The following is a 20,885-nucleotide window of genomic DNA, read 5'->3' as shown; positions in this document are numbered from 1 at the left end:
CATCACTCAATGCAAGGAATCAGGCAACCGGCTGGATGTACGACCGTGTTGACGGGACGTCCGCGTCCCGGCCTGATTCTGAATTCTTTTTTACGCTTCATCCTTCAGACGACCGCGGCATTCACCGCATGAGGCCGCCAGAAGAGATGGCGTAATATTTTAATTAAGCGCGTAATTTAACGTCGATAGCGTCCTGCGCACGACCGCTGGCGCGCGGCGCGTCATGCGTGTGCTGGCGACCAGACACATCCAGAACTTCCTGGTTATTCACCAGCTCGCCTAAAGTAATATTGTTGAGAAAACCGGTCAGACGATCGCTTAAATCACGCCACAGCGCATGGGTCAGGCATTTATCGCCGCCCTGGCAGCCGCCTTTGCCCTGGCAACGGGTCGCGTCAACGGATTCATCAACCGCGCTGATCACTTCGCCGACCGCGATACTGCCAGCATCTTTACCCAGCAGATAACCGCCGCCCGGCCCGCGTACGCTGGAAACCAGACCGTTTTTACGTAAACGGGAAAATAGCTGTTCCAGATAAGAAAGGGAAATCCCCTGACGTTCAGAAATATCAGCCAACGGTACCGGGCCCGCTTCGGAGTTGAGCGCAACGTCTAACATTGCGGTCACGGCATAACGCCCTTTAGATGTCAGTCTCATGTCTTACTTAACCTCAAACTCGCCCCTGCCCGGGGTTTTTTATTGTAAAATGGGGGTATTGCATAGCAGGGACAAGTCTGACATTCCCGAGTAATTTGGTCAACTATTTACTTGAGTAAATTAGTCAGGTATTTAGCGTTCCGTGCGGTATTAACGCGGTTACTTGCCTTTATTCTGCTGCTCAATAGACGCCAGAATCCCACGCAGAATATTCAACTCCTGGCTTTCCGGGCGGGCGCGGGTAAACAGACGGCGCAATTTATTCATCACCTGCCCCGGATGGTTTTCGCGAATAAAGCCAGTGGAGAGCAACGTCTGCTCCAGATGGCCGTAGAAACGTTCAAGATCGTCCACCAGCGGATACGGCGTCTCTTCATGATCTGCCGCGTCGCCGTTTTCCTGCGTCGCCAGCCAGGCCATGCGGACTTCATACGCGATGACCTGTACCGCCATCGCCAGATTCAACGAGCTGTACTCCGGGTTAGCGGCAATCGCGACGTGATAATGGCATTTTTGCAACTCATCGTTAGTCAGCCCGACACGCTCACGACCAAAAACCAGCGCAACCGGCGTATTTGCTGCTTCCGCCACGCTTTTTAAGCCGCACTCGCGCGGATCAAGCATCGGCCACGGCAGAGTGCGGGAACGGGCGCTGGTGCCGACCACCAGGCTACAGCCAGCTAACGCTTCATCCAGCGTATCGACGATCTGCGCATTACCGATCACATCGCTGGCACCTGCCGCCAGGGCGATGGCCTGGGAGTCCGGTTTCACCAGCGGGTTTACCAGCCACAGGTTAGTTAAGCCCATGGTTTTCATAGCGCGAGCCACAGAGCCCATATTGCCGGTGTGAGAGGTTTCCACCAGCACAATTCGAATGTTTTGCAGCATTGTCTTTCTTCAGCTAAAGATTATTCTGACATCTTACCATAAAACCAAGACAGATTCCGATCTCGCTGCTATACTCTGCGCCGTTTTCCCGTTCTTTAACATCCAGTGAGAGAGACCGATGCATCCGATGCTGACCATCGCCGTGCGCGCAGCGCGCAAGGCGGGTAATGTAATTGCCAAAAACTATGAAACTCCGGACGCTGTAGAAGCGAGCCAAAAAGGCAGTAACGATTTTGTGACCAATGTAGATAAAGCCGCTGAAGCGGTAATTATCGACACCATTCGCAAATCTTACCCGCAACACACTATTATCACCGAAGAAAGCGGTGAGCACGTTGGCACAGATCAGGATGTTCAATGGGTTATCGATCCGCTGGATGGCACCACCAACTTCATCAAACGTCTGCCACACTTCGCTGTTTCCATTGCTGTACGCATTAAAGGCCGTACTGAAGTGGCTGTCGTGTACGATCCGATGCGTAACGAACTGTTCACCGCCACCCGCGGTCAGGGCGCGCAGCTGAACGGCTACCGTCTGCGCGGCAGTACCGCTCGCGATCTGGACGGCACTATCCTCGCTACCGGCTTCCCGTTCAAAGCCAAACAATACGCGACCACCTACATTAATATTATCGGCAAGCTGTTCACCGAATGCGCCGATTTCCGCCGCACCGGTTCCGCCGCGCTGGATCTGGCCTATGTGGCTGCAGGTCGTGTCGATGGTTTCTTTGAAATTGGCCTTCGTCCGTGGGATTTCGCCGCGGGCGAACTGCTGGTTCGTGAAGCGGGCGGTATCGTCAGCGATTTCACCGGCGGTCATAACTACATGATGACCGGTAATATCGTGGCGGGGAATCCGCGCGTCGTTAAAGCCATGCTGGCGAATATGCGCGACGAACTGAGCGATGCGCTGAAGCGCTAAGTCTCTTCGGCGGATGGGGCCACTCATCCGCCGTGCCTTTTCAGGCGTTTTTCCTAAACACAGCCTCATCGCTTTACTTGCCTGCATGTTTTTGTACGATCGCTCCCTGTTCCGCTATTGGCATAAAGCGGCAAGGAAGCGAACATGACCCTTCAACATACCCGACGCATCGTCAAATCCCTTTTTATTCTGTTTATCATTGTGGTCTGTATTTACCTGCTACCCCGCGTAGCGATCAATGCCTTTTATTACCCGGACAATAAAGTCTATGGACCAACCCCTGCCGAAGCTGAATCCATTACCTTTACCGCCAAAGATGGCACGCATCTGCACGGCTGGTTTATTCCCACTGCTTTCGGCAGGCCGGAAAACGCCGTCGCGACGGTGATTCATGTCCATGGCAACGCCGGAAATATGTCGGCGCACTGGCCGTTAGTCAGTTGGCTGCCAGAACGCAACGTAAACCTGTTTATGTTTGATTACCGTGGTTTTGGCGAATCTGAGGGTACCCCATCACAAGAGGGGCTACTGGACGATACGAAAAGCGCGATAGATTATGTGCGGCATCGCGCCGACGTTAACCCCGAGCGCCTGGTACTGCTGGGACAGAGCCTGGGCGGCAATAATGTACTGGCCGCCGTAGGCCACTGCGTAGGTTGCGCAAATATGCGCTACGCCGACCAGGCGGGCATACGTGCGATTATCCTCGACTCAACGTTTTTATCCTATTCCTCCATCGCCAACCAGATGATCCCGGGCAGCGGCTATTTGCTTGATGACCGCTATAGCGCGGATCGCAATATCGCCAGCGTCAGCCCCATTCCGGTATTGATTCTTCATGGCACGGCAGACCATGTTATTCCCTGGCAGGACAGTGAGAAATTGTATGCCCTCGCCCGGGAGCCCAAACAAAAAATCTTCATTCCTGGCGGCGATCACATTGATGCTTTTTCCGGGCGTTATGAAAACCTTTACCGCGATGCAATGATTAATTTTATTCAGACCGCGCTATCCGCTAAATAGCGCGACGCTGTATATATGCATATTTTATGATTAAGAATATATTTATTATACCGATAGTAAAAACCATTTTTTCCCGTTAGCGAAGGCGGTGGATTAGCGCTAGCGTAACAGTAATATTCAACTGATTTTTATAACAATTTATTTTCATTTGTTTTTCCTGAATATTACTGTGGAGTATGTGATGGCTATCAAAATTACGCCTGACGAGTTTAGTCTGCTTATCCAGCGATTAAACAAAAAATGGCGCGTGTTTGCCCCGTCCGCAGAGTTTCGCGGCGGACGTTTTTCCGACACTGACAACATTATTTATCAACGAATTAGCGGCTGGCGCGATCTCATCTGGCACGAGAAATCGCACATGTCGCCGAATACCATTATTGCCCCTATCACCGAAACGCTCTTTTATTTCGATAAAGACACCATTCAAATTGCCGAGACAGACACCTCCCCGATAATCGTCTTTGCCCGCGCCTGCGACATTAACGCCATGTCGCGGCTGGATTATATGTATTTATCAAATGGGAATAATTCCGATTACAGTTATCAACTGCTACGGGAGCATATTCGTTTCGTCCTTATTGAGTGTGAAGAAAGCTTCGAAAATTGTTTCTGCGTCTCAATGGGTACTAATAAAACTGACTGTTATAGCGCCGCTATGCGTTTTAGCGATGAAGGCGCGCTTGTCAGCATCCGCGATCCCTTTATCGAGGCGGCGATACAAGGGCTGGGGCAGGAGGCTGACTATACCCCCTCTTTCGTCAGCGAAAACCGGGAAACCGTCGTCACGCCGGACAGCGTTTGCCGCGATCCGCAAAAAATTCGCGATATTCTCACCCGCCATCCGCTATGGGACGCCTACGACAGCCGCTGCATCAGTTGTGGTCGCTGCACTACCGGGTGCCCAACCTGTACCTGCTATAGCGTCTTTGACGTCGCCTATGATGAAAATCCGCAGCGCGGCGAACGCCGCCGCCAGTGGGCAAGCTGCATGGTGCCGGGCTTTAGCGACATGGCCGGCGGTCATGGTTTTCGCGAAAAACCCGGCGAGCGTCTGCGCTACCGCGCCCTGCATAAGGTCAATGACTACAAAGCGCGCAACGGCATTGAACATATGTGCGTCGGCTGCGGCCGCTGCGACGATCGCTGCCCGCAATACATCAAATTTTCTTTGATTATCAACAAAATGACCGCTGCCGTTCGGCAGGCGCTGGCAGAGGAGGCATAACGCATGTCACATTGTTCCTGTCATGATAAACCGCAGCACAGTTTGCTGCCTGCGGCGTACCGCATCCTCAGTATTACTCGCCACACGCCGCTGGAGTGGAATTTCCGCGTGGCCGTCGATTTTCCCGCGCACTGGGGGCAATTTGTTGAGGTGTCGCTGCCGCGCGTCGGCGAAGCGCCCATCTCCGTTTCCGACTATGGCGACGGCTGGATAGATCTGCTGATTCGTAATGTCGGAAAAGTGACCAGCGCCCTCTTTACGCTGAAAGAAGGCGACAACGTGTGGCTACGCGGCTGCTATGGCAATGGCTATCCGGTCGATACGCTGCGCCATAAACCCTTACTGGTTGTCGCAGGCGGCACGGGCGTCGCGCCGGTGAAAGGCTTAATGCGCTATTTCGTTGAGAATCCCCAGGAAATTGGTCAACTGGATATGATTCTCGGCTATAAAAATCGCGATTGCGTGCTGTACAAAGAAGAAATGGCGACGTGGCGCGGCAAACATAATCTGGTGCTCACGCTGGATGAAGGCGAGGCTGATGACCGTTACCAGATTGGTCGGGTGACCGATCGGCTTGCCGACATGACGCTTAGCGATATCGACACCATGCAGGCCATCGTCGTTGGGCCGCCAATAATGATTACCTTTACCGTAAAAATGCTGCTGCAAAAAGGGCTCAAGCCGGAGCAAATTTGGGTGGACTACGAACGCCGGATGGCCTGCTCCGTCGGGAAGTGCGGCCACTGCCGTATGGGCGAAGTGTATGTCTGCACCGACGGCCCGATATTTAACTACGCCGTCGCGCAACGTTTTGCCGATTAAAGGAGAACATCATGAGCATTGATATTGATATCATTAAAGCCCGTGCGAAAAACGAATATCGCCTGTCAAAAGTGCGCGGCGAAGCCATGATCAGCGTCCGCATTCCCGGCGGTATTTTGCCCGCGCATTTGCTAACGGTGGCGCGTGACATCGCCGAAACCTGGGGCAACGGACAAATTCACCTCACTACCCGCCAGAAGCTGGCGATGCCGGGTATCCGTTACGAAGATATCGACAACGTGAACGCCGCGCTGGAGCCGTTTCTTCGCGAGATTGAAATAGAACTGTGCGACGTCCAGGTTGAGGATACCAAAGCGGGCTATCTCGCTATTGGCGGGCGAAATATTGTCGCCTGTCAGGGGAACCGCATTTGCCAGAAAGCCAACACTGACACGACCGGTCTGTCCCGTCGTCTTGAAAAACTGGTCTATCCCAGCCCTTATCATCTCAAAACGGTCATCGTCGGCTGTCCGAATGATTGCGCGAAGGCGTCAATGGCCGATCTGGGGATTATTGGCGTGGCGAAAATGCGCTTCACTGCCGATCGCTGTATCGGTTGCGGCGCCTGCGTGAAGGCCTGTAGTCACCACGCGGTAGGCTGCCTGGCGCTGAAGAACGGCAAAGCGGTCAAAGAAGAGTCCGCCTGTATCGGCTGCGGCGAGTGCGTGCTGGCCTGTCCGACGCTGGCCTGGCAACGTAAGCCGGATCAGCTCTGGCAAGTCCGTCTGGGCGGACGCACCAGTAAAAAGACGCCGCGCGTCGGCAAGCTCTTCCTCAACTGGGTGACTGAAGATGTGATAAAGCAGGTGATCGTTAACCTGTATGAATTTGAAAAAGAGATGCTCGGCGGAAAACCGATCTATCTACATATGGGCCATCTGATCGACAAAGGCGGCTACCTGCGTTTTAAAGAACGGGTACTGCGCGGCGTTCAGCTCAATCCGGAAGCGATGGTCGCCGAACGCATTTACTGGGCCGAAGACGAATCCGTCGCGCGGATGCATCTCAAACCCGCCGGGCACTAATCAACCACGCCATGGCCGCAGCCCGCCCACAGGCTGCGGCACGCTAAACCACATGACCAGCGCCGCGACAAGCAGTATGACCCCTCCGGCCAGCGCCAGCGTTGACCAGCCTACCTGCCGCCATAACGCCGGCGCTTTGTTTCCACTGAGCTTCACCGCCAGAGCACGAAAAGTGTGTACCAGCAGCGCCAGCGAGGTAATCGTTAGCGAGGTTCCCGCCGCCATCGCCAGTACCGACGCCATTCCCCAGCTAAAAACGCCAATCACTTTACTGAATAACAGCACCATTATCGCGCCGGAACAGGGCCGCATCCCCATAGACAGTACGATCATGAGTCGCGCGCGCCAGTCATCGCCGCTATGCAATTGTTCCTGCGTCGGTAAATGCTGATGTCCGCAGCCGCATTTTTCATGGTGAACATGGCGCGGCGTAAAAGCGATAAAGACAGGTTTACGTAGCAGCGCGCGTAACCTTTTTATGGCCCGCCAGCACAGCAAGATGCCCAGGCCGCCAACTAACGCATAGCTCCCCTTTTCCAGCCAGAAGCCGCTCAGATGGAGCTGCCTGGCCGGAAGTTGCAATACGGTCAGCACGCCCACCACCAACCCGATAGCCACGAACCCCTGTAATAACGCGGCGGCGAGGGTTAACACGATACTCGATTTCAGCTTCGAAGGATGCGTCGCCAGCCATGTCGCGATCACCACTTTGCCGTGTCCCGGCCCCAGCGCATGAAGCACGCCATACATAAAACTCAGCAGAAGCAACGATCTGCCCGCCCGCTCAGGATGCGTCGACACCGCGTTAAGCAGCGCGCTCAACTGCTGATTTACGTCCCGCTGCCAAAGAGCGCTTTTCAACATCACCTGCGGCCAGGCCTGCCATATCCACAGACCGCCAACCAGCATCAGCAGCAGGAATAACGCCAATGGCCACAGCGAGAGCCAGCGCCACCCCGGAGTGCGTTGAGAAAAAATTACTGACATTGCAAGGTCACCGTTTGGGCAAACTGTTTACCTAAATCCATATCCTCCGGCGGCGCGTCCTCTTTATCCAGCGACTGGGCGAAACGTAGCGTCTCTTCGCCGGGCGCAGGAGTATAAACCTGAATCCGACACTTTTCGCGCAGCGGTTCCGGCATCGTGATATCGCTGTCCTGGTCATAATGCATATCGACATAATAAGAGGGATCAAACGTTGAAAAGGTATAAGTCTGTCCGCTTAACGGCTGCGGTTCAGCCAGCGGTAGCGTAAAGGTCAATACCGCCTGATGCACGTCACGCGTCATACCGTATTCTGTCGGCCTGTTTTTAAACTTCACTTTCGCGCCATTGCGCCACACTTCTGTAAAGTAGTGCTGCCCAAGTACGTTAGCCATCACTTCCGCCGCCAACTTTTTCCATATTTCTGACCCCGGAGCCGCGTTTCCGGCGTCATACAGCAGATCTGCGGATGTCAGCGCGTCCATTGTCCAGCGCATTTTTAACGCCACAAATTGCTCATTTTCACTGACCACCTGCGTTTGCAGACGGATGAAGCTGTGCGGATGCGCCGCCGCCACGAAAGATAAAACGGCAAGAAATAGTGTTAAGGCGCTGCGTTTCACTGACTTCATCTGTTCCTCGCGATAAAAATTCTGTGACGCTCCTCAGCATTCCTGACCTAAAAGCACGCTTATCACATTTTTCACACGCAAACTTTAGCTATCCTTACCAGACAAACTAACGGGAGACCTGACAGATGATGCCGACAATTGCCCCACCATCTGTACTTTCCGCTCCCCAGCGCCGCTGTCAGGTATTGCTGACGCTTTTCCAGCCGGAGCCAATTGCCACGGTGGAAATCTTCAGCGCGCTTAATGGCGTTGATGATGATACTGCCCGTGAGGATATCACTGAGACAAGCCTGGAGATCCAGCGCTATCATCGCCTTGCCATCACAACATGCCAGAACGGTTGCTATCGGATCGAAGGTACAGCACTCGATCAGCGCCTTTGCCTTTTACACTGGCTCAGGCGCGGCCTGCGTTTATGCCCGACCTTCGTCACGCAACAGTTTACCCCGGCCTTAAAAAACGCGCTAAAGCAGCGCGGTATCGCGCGTCCGCTGTATGACGATATTAATCTGCACGCGCTCATCAATCTGTGCGCCCGCCGGTTGCAAAAACCATTTGAACATCGCGACGTGCAGTTCCTGCGTCTCTTTTTACAGTATTGTCTGCTACAACACCATGCTGGCATCACCCCGGAATTCAACCCTGTACAGCAGATTTGGGCGCAGTCGTGCGCGGAATATCCACTCGCCCAGGAAATTGGTCGTCACTGGCAGCGCCACGTGATGCAGGCCGCACCGCTCAATGAAGCGCTGTTTATGGCGTTACTGTTTTCAATGATTCGCCTCCCCGACCCGATTCGCGACACGCATCAACGGGCGCAGCAACTGCGACTGGAGGTGGCGCGGCTGGTGCTGCGCTTTCGAGAAAAAGGGAACGTACGCTTCAGCGACGAACAAGGGCTTAACGATCAGCTGTATGTCCATCTCGCCCAGGCGCTGAACCGAAGTTTATTCACGATTGGCATCGATAATACGCTTCCGGAAGAGTTCAACCGTCTTTATCCGCGTCTGGTTCGTACCACACGTGAGGCGCTAGCCGGATTTGAAGCCGAATATGGTGTCCACTTTTCCGAGGAAGAGACGGGGCTGGTGGCAGTGATTTTCGGCGCCTGGCTGATGCAGGATAACGATTTGCATGAGAGACAGATCGTATTGTTAGCGGATAAAAATGATGCGCTGGAGACGCATATTGAGCAGCAACTGCGTGAACTGACCCTGTTGCCGCTGAATATCAGACGGATATCGCTCCAGGCGTTTCAAAAAGAGGGATGCCCGCGCGGCGTAGCGCTGATTGTTACCCCTTACGCCACGCCGCTACCGCTCTTCTCACCGCCGTTAATTCATGCGGATCGCGCCCTCACAGAGCACCAACAGCAGCAGATCCGCAAGATCCTGGAATCATGACGCGGCAACCACTTTGGGCCGAAGAAAGATAGCGGGCAATGCCACCAGCGCCATAATCCAGAATACGCCGCCGCCCAGATGTTGATACAGAAAACCGGCAAATACTGTCATAATCGCGATGCTGCCGCCCATCGCCACAGCGGAATAGACGGCCTGCAAACGAATCACCTCGCTTCCCTGACGCGCAGCGATATAACGCATGGCGGCCAGATGGCAAACGGTAAACGTGCCACAGTGCAGGATTTGTATCACAATCAGCCACGGCAGCGCCGTACTCCAGCCCATCAGCCCCCAGCGTACCACCCCGCACACAGCAGAAAGCAATAGCAAGTCGCGGGCGCTAAACCGGCGGAATAGCTTTTTACTCAGGGCGAAAATGATCACTTCCGCCACCACGCCCAACGACCATAAATAGCCGACCGCCGATGCTGAATAGCCAGCCCCCTGCCAGTAGATGGCGCTAAAACCATAGTAGGCGGCGTGCGCCCCTTGCAGCAAACAGACGCAGGCGAGAAAACGCCAACTTTGTGCCACCAGCGTACGCCAGGCGGGCCAGCCTGCGCTCTCCTGCTGACGGCTTTCCCCTTGCGGCGGCACGCTGGGACGTAACAACATACCCAGCAACATCGAGGCGACGCCGAGCGTCAGTAGCGCCAGAATCGCCTGGTAATCGTATAAACTCACCAGCTTACCGGTCAGCGCCGACCCTATCACGAAGGCGATGGACCCCCACAGCCGCACCCGACCATAGTCCAGGGTAATTTGCTTTTGCCAGGTATTGGCCAGCGCATCGGTCAGCGGCACCAGTGGTGAAAAGAAGAGGTTAAACCCAACCATCACCACCATTAGCCACGCGACATGCGTTCCTGCCCAAAATGCCAGCGCAAATACCAGCGTCAGCAATGCCAGTACGCGCAGCGCGGAGATCAACCGCGAAGGATCGCTTACGCGAGGCGCAATGAGCAGACTACCGAGAAAACGCGCGACCAGACCCACGCCCAGCAGAAGACCGATGGTTTCCGGCGTTAGCCCAAGACCTTTGAGCCAGACGCTCCAGAAGGGCAGAAAAATACCGTAACTAAAGAAGTAGGTGAAATAACTGAGCGCCAGCCAGCGCGTGGAATGCAATGCCATGATTCCCTCCCGTTTGGAGGCGATAGTCTGGCGGTAAACGGTTGCGCTGGCAAGGGTAACATAAGATTAACAAGCGGAGGGAGAAGTTCAAACGGCAACGCCGCCGGATAATGACTTCCGGCGGCGTCACGTTATGGCGCATAAGTAATGCCCGACAGACGCAGCGCCATCGGGCCATTTTCACAACATAAGCGCTTACGCGTAAACCGGGAAGCGGGCGCAGATATCCAGTACTTTCGCTTTCACGCGTTCAATGGTGGCTTCATCATTGATGTTGTCCAGCACGTCGCACATCCAGCCAGCCAGCTCTTTCACTTCCGCTTCTTTGAAGCCGCGACGAGTAACCGCCGGGGAACCGATACGGATACCGGAGGTCACGAACGGGCTCTTCGGATCGTTCGGCACGCTGTTTTTGTTCACGGTGATGTTAGCACGGCCCAGCGCGGCGTCAGCTTCTTTACCGGTCAGGTTTTTATCCACCAGGTCCAGCAGGAACAGGTGGTTCTCAGTGCCGCCAGACACCACTTTGTAGCCGCGGTTCAGGAACACTTCCACCATCGCTTTGGCGTTTTTCGCCACCTGCTGCTGGTAGACTTTGAACTCCGGCTCCATCGCTTCTTTCAGCGCTACCGCTTTACCGGCGATCACGTGCATCAGCGGGCCGCCCTGCGCGCTTGGGAAGACGGCAGAGTTCAGTTTTTTGTACAGCTCTTCGTCGCCGCCCTTCGCCAGGATCAGGCCGCCGCGCGGACCCGCCAGGGTTTTGTGGGTGGTGGTGGTGACCACATGCGCATGGGGAACCGGGTTCGGGTAAACGCCTGCGGCAATCAGGCCCGCCACGTGCGCCATGTCGACAAACAGGTATGCGCCGATGCTGTCAGCGATTTCACGCATTTTTGCCCAGTCAACCACGCCAGAGTAGGCAGAGAAGCCACCGATAATCATCTTCGGCTTGTGCTCTTTGGCCAGCTTCGCCATCTCGTCATAGTCAATTTTACCGGACTCATCGATACCGTAAGGTACGATGTTGTACAGTTTACCGGAGAAGTTAACCGGGGAGCCGTGAGTCAGGTGGCCGCCCTGCGCCAGGTTCATACCCAGAACGGTATCGCCCGGCTGCAGCAGCGCGGTGTAAACAGCGAAGTTAGCCTGAGAACCGGAGTGCGGCTGCACGTTAGCGTAGTCGGCGCCGAACAGTTCTTTCGCGCGGTCGATAGCCAGTTGCTCTACAATATCAACGTATTCGCAACCGCCGTAGTAGCGCTTGCCCGGATAACCTTCAGCGTATTTGTTGGTCAGCTGAGACCCCTGCGCCTGCATCACGCGCGGGCTGGTGTAGTTTTCGGAGGCGATCAGTTCGATGTGCTCTTCCTGACGTACTTTTTCCTGCTCCATAGCCTGCCACAACTCGGCATCATAATCGGCAATGTTCATTTCACGCTTTAACATCCGCATCTCCTGACTCAGCTAACAATAAAATTTGTGCCTGAAAAGGCAGTCCGTGGGACTTCGGCCAACAGTATAACCGAATCATTCTTCGATAACAGGTCTTGACAAAGGTTTTTACGCAAACGATTACCTATGCGTCAGATAAGGGTTTCCTGAACGAGAGCCTGACGAATTTCAACGGATTTCTTTTCAGCTTTGTGATGCAGATTTTTCACGTTGTTACCTCCATAACGTAAAGCAGAGAAGAACCATTTACAATGCAAGGGTATTTTTATAAGATGCATTTGATATACATCATTAGATTTTCACATAAAGGAAGCACGTATGCTTGACGCACAAACCATCGCTACAGTAAAGGCCACCATTCCCCTGCTGGTTGAAACAGGACCGAAACTGACCGCCCACTTCTACGACCGTATGTTTACGCATAATCCGGAGCTCAAAGAAATCTTCAATATGAGCAACCAGCGTAACGGCGATCAGCGCGAAGCCCTGTTTAATGCTATCGCGGCCTACGCCAGCAATATCGAAAATTTACCGGCGTTGCTGCCGGCGGTAGAAAAAATCGCGCAGAAGCACACCAGCTTCCAGATTAAGCCGGAGCAGTACAACATCGTCGGGACGCATCTGCTGGCGACGCTGGACGAAATGTTCAACCCGGGCCAGGAGGTGCTGGACGCGTGGGGCAAAGCCTATGGCGTACTGGCTAACGTCTTTATTCATCGGGAAGCCGAGATTTATCACGAGAACGCCAGCAAAGACGGCGGCTGGGAAGGCACGCGCCCCTTCCGCATCGTTGCGAAAATCCCACGTAGCGCACTGATCACCAGCTTTGAGTTTGAACCGGTCGACGGCGGTACGGTGGCGGAATACCGTCCCGGGCAGTATCTGGGTGTCTGGCTGAAGCCGGAAGGTTTTGCGCATCAGGAGATCCGCCAATATTCACTGACCCGTAAACCCGATGGCAAAGGGTACCGTATTGCCGTGAAGCGTGAAGACGGCGGCCAGGTATCAAACTGGTTACACCACCACGCCAGCGTGGGCGATGTGGTACATCTGGCTGCGCCGGCAGGTGACTTCTTTATGAATGTCGCCGCTGGTACCCCCGTTTCGCTGATTTCCGCTGGCGTCGGCCAGACGCCGATGTTGGCGATGCTCGATACGCTGGCGAAAGGACAGCATACCGCGCAGGTGAACTGGTTCCACGCGGCGGAGAACGGCGACGTTCATGCGTTTGCCGACGAAGTGAGCGAGCTGGGCCGTACACTGCCGCGTTTCACTGCCCATACCTGGTACCGCGAGCCGACCGAGGCCGATCGCGCCCAACGCCTCTTCGACAGCGAAGGGCTGATGGATTTAAGCAAACTGGAAGCCGCGATCAGCGATCCGGCAATGCAGTTCTATCTTTGCGGCCCGGTAGGCTTTATGCAGTTTGCCGCAAAACAACTGGTTTCACTTGGCGTGAATAACGAAAACATTCATTACGAATGTTTCGGCCCGCATAAAGTGCTGTAATTGCAAGAAATCCTCTGAAAAAACGGGCGTTATCGTTAAGGCGAACGCCCGTTTTCCTCCCCGTTCCCCTGCTTATTACACTGCTTTTTATGCCTTTCTTTTACAAAAAAGGGGAATAAAAAAAGTCTGTGCAAATCGTGTTATTATTAACGTTTGACTTAGCTCGTTAGGGCATCTTTTTATGCAGCAACCTGTTGTACGCATTGGAGAGTGGCTGGTTACACCTTCTGTTAATCAGATCAGTCGTCAGGGACGCCAGATTACTCTTGAACCACGGCTGATCGATCTTCTGATGTATTTTGCGCATCATCCGGATGAAGTGTTAAGCCGGGATAACATTATTGATCATGTCTGGATGCGCACCATCGTGACCAACCATGTTGTCACCCAAAGCATTTCTGAACTACGCAAATCATTAAGAGATGGCGGAGACAGCAATGCTGAATACATCGTTACCGTACCTAAACGCGGCTATAAGCTGACGGCGCCGGTTATCTGGTGCGAAGAAAATAGCGATGAGATCGATAATTCATCAACGTCGCCGCCGCCGCCGCCGATCGCAGCAACGAAAGCAGAACCGGCAGAGGGGGCTACTGCCGCTACGCCTGTGCCGCCCGCCTCTTTGCAAACGCCGACTAAAAAGGCGAAAAAGCCGCGTATCGCCGCTTTCTGGACGTGGGTAATGTTCCTACTCTCGCTGGCGACGCTGGTGGTGTTTATCGTGATGTCGGTGGTAGATCATAATGCCGCGGTAACAAAAACGCGGTTATTACTTAACCCACGAGATATAGATGTTCGTTTTGAAGGCGGCAATTCCTGTAATAACTGGGTCTCGCAGGAGTCCTACGCCATCGGTCTGGGCGGCTTAATCACCGACCTGCTGAACACCTACTCGACCTTTATGGTGCACGATAAAACCAATTACCGGGTTAATGAGCCAAGCAGCTCCGGTAAGACGTTAACCATTCAGTTTGTCAATCAGCGCCACTATCGGGCGCAGCAGTGCTTTATGTCTGTGGTGCTCATTGATAACGCCGATGGTTCAACCATGCTGGATAAGCGTTATTTCGTCACCAATACTAACCAGTTGTCCATCCAGGATGATCTGTTTAATAGTCTGTCTTTCGTTTTAACACAGCCCTGGCCTAATCGTATGCGAGAACAACTGGCCCTGTTCAGAACGCCGCAAAATACCGCGCTGATGCGTTTTTATGAGGCGCGCCAGCTTATTCTGAGCGGCGATGCGCAGGCGCTAGGTAAAGCCAGCGATATTCTGAATGGCATTATTAAGGAAACGCCTGATTTCAACTATGCCTATGAATATAAAGTGCTGGTAGATGTATTACGGCAATCACAGCAGCCGTTTGATAAAGAACAAGTGGCCGCACTGAACGAAGAGTTTAAAAAAATAGATCAAATTCCGGGCGTTGAGAAAACGTCTGTTTATTATAAAATCAAGACCGTCGATCTGTTAGGCAAAGGTGATATCGATGCAGCGTATGAGGAAATCAATAAAAGCATCGAGCTTGAAATGTCGTGGTTTAACTATGTCCTGTTGGGGAAAGTTTACGAAATGAAAGGTGAGAATCGTCTGGCCGCTGATGCCTATCTGACCGCCTTTAATTTACGTCCAGGTGAAAACACACTGTACTGGATCGAAAATGGCGTATTTCAGACATCCGTTCAGAAAATTGTCCCTTATCTGAATAGTTTTCTGGCAGAAGATTAAATTTAACGCTGAACCATGACAAATAAAAGCGAAAAGATATTAAATTTTTCGCTTTTATTTTGTGAAAAACATGTTGCCAAAAATAGCTTATGTTAATTTTGGCAACATGTTCATCGCAAAGAAATGTAAATATAACTCTTTGTAATTAAACAATGTTTATCCTTTCATGATATTTTCCATGATATTTATATGTTAATTCAAAAAAATCAATCTATCAGTTTTTTCATGTTTGTGTTTATTTCACTTTTTCTTTAGGACTTATCTCAACCCATTCGTTAATCTTGTCGACAGTTGAACGGGCACGCAGCATATATGAAGCATAAGCCCGGTTCTTAAAAATACAGCTCAGGAGAAATGAACATGAGTTCTGTCAAAAAGATCGGGCTATTTGCCTGTACTGGCGTCGTTGCCGGTAATATGATGGGGAGCGGGATTGCATTATTACCCGCCAACCTTGCCAGTATTGGTGGCATTGCCATCTGGGGCTGGGTAATTTCTATTATTGGGGCAATGTCGCTGGCTTATGTTTATGCGAGGCTGGCAACCAAAAACCCTCAACAGGGTGGCCCTATCGCTTATGCTGGGGAAATATCTCCGGCGTTTGGTTTCCAGACCGGCGTTCTTTATTATCACGCAAACTGGATTGGTAACTTAGCCATCGGTATTACCGCTGTTTCTTATCTTTCTACATTCTTCCCGGCATTAAATAATCCAATACCGGCAGGTATTGCCTGTATTGCTATCGTCTGGCTGTTCACCTTTATTAATATGCTGGGCGGGGCCTGGGTCAGCCGCTTAACAACGATTGGCCTATTCCTGGTGCTGATCCCGGTAGTCTTGACCGCAGTCGCCGGCTGGCATTGGTTCGATATCGCGACCTATCACGCGAACTGGAACACGTCTACGACGACCGACTCTCACGCCATTGTTAAAAGTATTCTGCTCTGCCTGTGGGCGTTCGTTGGCGTTGAGTCTGCCGCCGTCAGCACCGGCATGGTGAAAAACCCGAAACGCACCGTACCTCTGGCAACCATGCTGGGTACCGCGCTGGCAGGCATCATCTATATCGCTGCGACTCAGGTTATCGCCGGGATGTTCCCAGCTTCCGTTATGGCCTCTTCCGGCGCGCCGTTCGCTATCAGTACCTCCACGATTCTGGGTGGCTGGGCTGCGCCGCTGGTTTCCGCCTTTACCGCTTTCGCCTGCCTGACGTCTCTGGGCTCCTGGATGATGCTGGTCGGCCAGGCTGGGGTTCGCGCCGCCAACGACGGCAACTTCCCGAAAATTTACGGTGAAATGGATAAAAACGGTATTCCGAAAAAAGGTCTGCTGTTGGCTGCTGTGAAAATGACGGCGCTGATGATTCTGATCACCATCATGAACTCCAGCGGCGGTAAAGCGTCCGACCTGTTCGGCGAACTGACCGGGATTGCCGTACTGCTTACCATGCTGCCGTACTTCTACTCCTGTGTTGACCTGATTCGCTTCGAAGGGTTCAACATCCGTAACTCGGTAAGCCTGATTTGTTCTGTACTGGGCTGCGCATTTTGCTTCATCGCACTGATGGGCGCCAGCTCCTTCGAACTCTCCGGCACCTTTATCGTCAGTCTGATCATCCTGATGTTCTACGGTCGCAAAATGCACCAGCGCCAGAACAACGACAGCGACAACAATACGGCTGAAGCGCTTTAACCGCTAACTCCTTTTTCTCAAAGCCCCTTTCGTCACCTGCTATAGCGTAGCGGGAGGGGCCCACTTTACCAGGAACAAGACTATGAACGTTATTGCTATCATGAACCACATGGGCGTCTACTTTAAAGAAGAGCCTATTCGTGAACTGCATCGTGCACTGGAAGGTTTAAATTTCCGTATCGTCTATCCAAACGACCGAGAAGACCTGCTGAAGCTGATTGAAAATAACTCCCGCCTTTGCGGCGTCATTTTCGACTGGGATAAATATAACCTTGAGCTTTGCGAAGAGATTAGCAAGCTGAACGAGTATATGCCGCTGTACGCCTTCGCCAACAGCTACTCTACGCTGGACGTCAGCCTCAACGATCTGAGAATGCAGGTTCGCTTCTTTGAATATGCTTTAGGCGCCGCAGCCGATATCGCGGCGAAAATTCGCCAGAATACCGATGAATACATCGACAATATTCTGCCGCCGCTGACAAAAGCGTTGTTCAAATATGTGCGCGAAGGGAAATATACTTTCTGTACGCCTGGCCACATGGGCGGGACCGCTTTCCAGAAAAGCCCCGTCGGCAGCATCTTTTATGATTTCTTCGGCCCGAACACGATGAAATCCGATATTTCGATTTCCGTTTCCGAACTGGGTTCGCTGCTGGACCACTCCGGCCCGCATAAAGAAGCGGAAGAGTATATCGCCCGCGTCTTTAACGCCGAACGTAGCTACATGGTGACGAACGGCACCTCTACGGCGAACAAAATCGTCGGTATGTACTCCGCGCCGGCAGGCAGCACGGTACTGATTGACCGTAACTGCCATAAATCGCTGACCCATCTGATGATGATGAGCGACATTACGCCGATTTATTTCCGCCCAACCCGTAACGCCTACGGTATTCTTGGCGGTATTCCGCAAAGCGAGTTCCAGCACGCCACTATCGCTAAACGGGTAAAAGAGACGCCTAACGCAACCTGGCCGGTCCATGCTGTTATTACTAACTCAACCTATGACGGTTTGTTGTATAACACTGACTACATCAAGAAAACTCTGGATGTGAAGTCCATTCATTTTGACTCCGCCTGGGTGCCTTATACCAATTTCTCCCCTATTTATCAGGGTAAATGCGGTATGAGCGGCGACCGTGTAGAAGGCAAAATCATTTATGAAACCCAGTCCACGCATAAACTGCTGGCGGCGTTTTCACAGGCATCCATGATTCATGTTAAAGGCGACATTAACGAAGAAACCTTTAACGAAGCCTACATGATGCATACCACCACTTCTCCGCACTACGGTATCGTAGCGTCTACTGAAACCGCAGCGGCGATGATGAAAGGTAATGCGGGTAAACGCCTGATTAACGGTTCTATTGAACGTGCGATTAAATTCCGTAAAGAAATTAAACGCCTGAAAAGCGAATCCGACGGCTGGTTCTTTGACGTATGGCAGCCGGAACATATCGATGGGGCTGAGTGCTGGCCGCTGCGTTCAGATAGCGCATGGCATGGCTTCAAAAATATCGATAACGAACACATGTACCTCGACCCGATCAAAGTCACTATCCTGACGCCGGGGATGAAAAAAGACGGTACGATGGATGAGTTCGGTATTCCGGCAAGTCTGGTCGCCAAATATCTCGATGAACGTGGCATCATCGTAGAAAAAACCGGTCCATACAACCTGCTGTTCCTGTTCAGCATTGGTATCGACAAAACCAAAGCTCTGAGCCTGCTGCGCGCGCTCACTGAATTTAAACGCGCCTTTGACCTGAACCTGCGCGTCAAAAACATTCTGCCAGCACTGTACCGCGAAGCGCCTGAGTTTTATGAAAATATGCGCATCCAGGAACTGGCGCAGAATATTCATAAACTGGTCGAACATCATAATCTGCCGGACTTAATGTACCGTGCGTTTGAAGTGCTGCCGAAAATGGTGATGACGCCGTATACTGCGTTCCAGAAAGAGCTGCATGGCGAAACGGAAGAGGTGTATCTTGAAGAGATGGTTGGACGCGTCAACGCCAACATGATCCTTCCTTACCCTCCGGGAGTGCCGCTGGTGATGCCTGGTGAAATGATCACCGAGGAAAGCCGTCCGGTACTGGAATTCCTGCAAATGCTGTGCGAAATCGGCGCTCACTATCCGGGCTTCGAAACCGATATCCACGGCGCCTATCGTCAGGCAGACGGACGTTACACCGTTAAGGTGCTGAAAGAAAATACGAAATAAGTACCAAAGGGAAGTGGCTTGCCACTTCCCTTTTTTCACGCAGCAAGGAGACTTTATGAAAACACCCTCACAACCGCGCGCGATTTTTTACATCGTGGCGATTCAAATTTGGGAATACTTCAGCTTTTACGGCATGCGTGCCTTACTCATCCTCTATCTTACCCACCAGCTTGGTTTTAATGACAGCCACGCGATCAACCTCTTCAGCGCCTACGCCTCTTTAGTTTACGTTACCCCTATTCTTGGCGGCTGGCTTGCCGACCGCCTGCTTGGCAACCGCATGGCGGTTATCACCGGCGCCTTATTGATGACGCTGGGTCATGTGGTATTGGGCTTAGAATCTGATTCAACGCTGAGTTTATATGCGGCGCTGGCCATTATTATCTGCGGCTACGGCTTGTTTAAATCCAATATTAGCTGTCTGCTGGGCGAACTTTACGCCCCTGATGACAACCGCCGCGACGGGGGATTCTCGCTGCTCTACGCCGCCGGGAATATTGGATCGATAGCCGCGCCGATCGCCTGTGGTCTGGCGGCACAGTGGTATGGCTGGCATGTCGGCTTTGCGCTGGCGGGCGTGGGAATGTTCATCGGCCTGCTCATCTTTTTAAGCGGTCATCGCCACTTTCAGCAGACGCGCGGTGTTAATCGCCCCGCGCTGCGGGCGGTTAAATTCGCCCTTCCAACCTGGGGTTGGCTGGTATTAATGCTGTGTATCGCGCCGGTATTCTTCACCCTCCTGCTGGAAAATAACTGGTCTGGCTATGTGCTGGCCATTGTCTGCGTCTTCGCGGCGCAACTCATCGCCCGTATTATGGTTAAATTTCCCGAACACCGTCGCGCCTTGTGGCAAATCGTTCTGTTAATGATCACCGGCACTCTCTTCTGGGTTCTGGCGCAGCAGGGCGGAAGTTCGATCAGTTTATTCATCGACCGTTTTGTCAACCGCCACTGGCTAAACATGACCGTCCCCACCGCATTGTTCCAGTCGGTCAATGCGATTGCGGTGATGGCGGCGGGCGTGGTGCTGGCGTGGCTGAGCAGCCCGAAAGAGAGCGCCCGCTCGGTGCTGCGCGTCTGGCTTAAATTTGCCGTGGGGCTGGTATTAATGGGCGGCGGTTTTATGCTGTTGGCGCTAAACGCGCATCAGGCCCGGTTAGACGGGCAGGCATCAATGGGAATGATGATCGCAGGGCTGGCGCTGATGGGCTTTGCGGAGCTGTTTATTGATCCGGTCGCGATGGCGCAAATTACCCGCCTCAACCTGCCTGGCGTCACGGGCGTACTGACCGGTATTTATATGCTGGCGACCGGCGCGGTCGCTAACTGGCTGGCTGGCGTCGTCGCGCAACAAACCACGGAATCGCAAATTAGTGATACGGCGGTAGCCGCCTACGGACACTTTTTCTCGCAAATGGGCGAGTGGACGCTAAGTTGCGTGGCGCTGATCGTCGCCATTGTCGGCCTGAGATGGGTTTGCACCCGGACTACATCGGCGCTACCGCAGGGCGATTAAACGGTGGTTCGCTGCCCACAAGGAGGAGACGGGCAGCG

General features: G+C 53.0%; 17 protein-coding genes. 11 read left to right on the top strand and 6 right to left on the bottom strand.

Going from position 1 to position 20,885, the window contains the following annotated elements; all coding sequences use genetic code 11:
* Positions 1-163: 163 nt before the first annotated feature.
* Together iscR and trmJ are read right to left on the bottom strand one after the other, a co-directional pair.
* Positions 164-658 carry a Fe-S cluster assembly transcriptional regulator IscR gene (gene iscR, locus LCS67_RS06105; RefSeq protein ID WP_001241346.1) on the bottom strand — a complete coding sequence of 165 codons (495 nt, stop codon included), beginning with the start codon at positions 656-658 and terminating at the stop codon, positions 164-166.
* 159 nt (positions 659-817) lie between these two features.
* Entirely contained in the window at positions 818-1,549 is a 732-nt protein-coding gene (gene trmJ, locus LCS67_RS06100; RefSeq protein WP_000940032.1) for a tRNA (cytosine(32)/uridine(32)-2'-O)-methyltransferase TrmJ, read from the bottom strand.
* Between the two features lie 118 nt (positions 1,550-1,667).
* Here trmJ and suhB point away from each other — a divergent pair, with 118 nt between their 5' ends.
* The 5 genes from suhB to asrC all read left to right on the top strand — a co-directional run bounded on the left by suhB (position 1,668) and on the right by asrC (position 6,566).
* Complete coding sequence (gene suhB / locus LCS67_RS06095; RefSeq protein ID WP_000553467.1) at positions 1,668-2,471, top strand: inositol-1-monophosphatase; 804 nt, start codon at positions 1,668-1,670, stop codon at positions 2,469-2,471.
* A 144-nt stretch (positions 2,472-2,615) separates the two neighbouring features.
* Positions 2,616-3,494 (top strand): alpha/beta hydrolase, encoded by an 879-nt coding sequence (locus tag LCS67_RS06090; protein WP_023218659.1) that lies wholly within the window; start codon positions 2,616-2,618, stop codon positions 3,492-3,494.
* A 181-nt stretch (positions 3,495-3,675) separates the two neighbouring features.
* Positions 3,676-4,719 carry an anaerobic sulfite reductase subunit AsrA gene (gene asrA / locus LCS67_RS06085; protein ID WP_000985214.1) on the top strand — a complete coding sequence of 348 codons (1,044 nt, stop codon included), beginning with the start codon at positions 3,676-3,678 and terminating at the stop codon, positions 4,717-4,719.
* A 3-nt stretch (positions 4,720-4,722) separates the two neighbouring features.
* Entirely contained in the window at positions 4,723-5,541 is an 819-nt protein-coding gene (gene asrB, locus LCS67_RS06080; protein WP_000017587.1) for an anaerobic sulfite reductase subunit AsrB, read from the top strand.
* An 11-nt stretch (positions 5,542-5,552) separates the two neighbouring features.
* Positions 5,553-6,566 carry a sulfite reductase subunit C gene (gene asrC, locus LCS67_RS06075; protein WP_000020685.1) on the top strand — a complete coding sequence of 338 codons (1,014 nt, stop codon included), beginning with the start codon at positions 5,553-5,555 and terminating at the stop codon, positions 6,564-6,566.
* On the opposite strand, the gene LCS67_RS06070 is transcribed toward asrC, so the two are convergent.
* Both LCS67_RS06070 and LCS67_RS06065 read right to left on the bottom strand, forming a co-directional pair.
* Positions 6,567-7,553 (bottom strand): nickel/cobalt transporter, encoded by a 987-nt coding sequence (locus LCS67_RS06070; RefSeq protein WP_000111031.1) that lies wholly within the window; start codon positions 7,551-7,553, stop codon positions 6,567-6,569.
* Entirely contained in the window at positions 7,544-8,182 is a 639-nt protein-coding gene (locus LCS67_RS06065; protein ID WP_000843763.1) for a DUF1007 family protein, read from the bottom strand. Before LCS67_RS06065 ends, LCS67_RS06070 begins: the two co-directional genes overlap by 10 nt.
* A gap of 125 nt (positions 8,183-8,307) precedes the next feature.
* Between LCS67_RS06065 and csiE the strand changes: the two genes are divergently transcribed.
* A complete protein-coding gene (csiE, locus tag LCS67_RS06060; protein ID WP_000982966.1) occupies positions 8,308-9,585 on the top strand; it encodes a stationary phase inducible protein CsiE in 1,278 nt (425 codons plus the stop codon).
* On the opposite strand, the gene LCS67_RS06055 is transcribed toward csiE, so the two are convergent.
* A complete protein-coding gene (locus LCS67_RS06055; RefSeq protein ID WP_001173729.1) occupies positions 9,580-10,719 on the bottom strand; it encodes a 3-phenylpropionate MFS transporter in 1,140 nt (379 codons plus the stop codon). The two genes, csiE and LCS67_RS06055, sit on opposite strands and share 6 nt — an antisense overlap.
* Positions 10,720-10,914: 195 nt before the next feature.
* On the bottom strand, positions 10,915-12,168 hold the full coding sequence (glyA, locus tag LCS67_RS06050; RefSeq protein ID WP_000919173.1) for a serine hydroxymethyltransferase: 1,254 nt from the start codon (positions 12,166-12,168) through the stop codon (positions 10,915-10,917).
* Between the two features lie 324 nt (positions 12,169-12,492).
* On the opposite strand from glyA, the gene hmpA reads away from it, so the two are divergent.
* The 5 genes from hmpA to dtpD all read left to right on the top strand — a co-directional run bounded on the left by hmpA (position 12,493) and on the right by dtpD (position 20,847).
* Positions 12,493-13,683, top strand: a complete 1,191-nt coding sequence (gene hmpA / locus LCS67_RS06045) for an NO-inducible flavohemoprotein (protein WP_000883141.1) — start codon at positions 12,493-12,495, stop codon at positions 13,681-13,683.
* A gap of 181 nt (positions 13,684-13,864) precedes the next feature.
* A complete protein-coding gene (cadC, locus tag LCS67_RS06040; protein WP_031568451.1) occupies positions 13,865-15,412 on the top strand; it encodes a lysine decarboxylation/transport transcriptional activator CadC in 1,548 nt (515 codons plus the stop codon).
* Between the two features lie 360 nt (positions 15,413-15,772).
* A complete protein-coding gene (gene cadB / locus LCS67_RS06035; RefSeq protein ID WP_000100008.1) occupies positions 15,773-17,104 on the top strand; it encodes a cadaverine/lysine antiporter in 1,332 nt (443 codons plus the stop codon).
* An 82-nt stretch (positions 17,105-17,186) separates the two neighbouring features.
* Positions 17,187-19,331 carry a lysine decarboxylase CadA gene (gene cadA / locus LCS67_RS06030; RefSeq protein WP_001100652.1) on the top strand — a complete coding sequence of 715 codons (2,145 nt, stop codon included), beginning with the start codon at positions 17,187-17,189 and terminating at the stop codon, positions 19,329-19,331.
* Positions 19,332-19,386: 55 nt separating this feature from the next.
* Positions 19,387-20,847, top strand: a complete 1,461-nt coding sequence (gene dtpD, locus LCS67_RS06025; RefSeq protein ID WP_100521907.1) for a dipeptide permease DtpD — start codon at positions 19,387-19,389, stop codon at positions 20,845-20,847.
* The last annotated feature ends 38 nt before the right edge of the window (positions 20,848-20,885 follow it).

The sequence above is a fragment of the Salmonella sp. A7 genome (genome assembly GCF_020181675.1).
Classification (GTDB): domain Bacteria; phylum Pseudomonadota; class Gammaproteobacteria; order Enterobacterales; family Enterobacteriaceae; genus Salmonella; species Salmonella enterica.
Note: the sequence above shows the minus strand (reverse complement) of the source record. Positions and strands in the feature narration are given on the sequence as shown.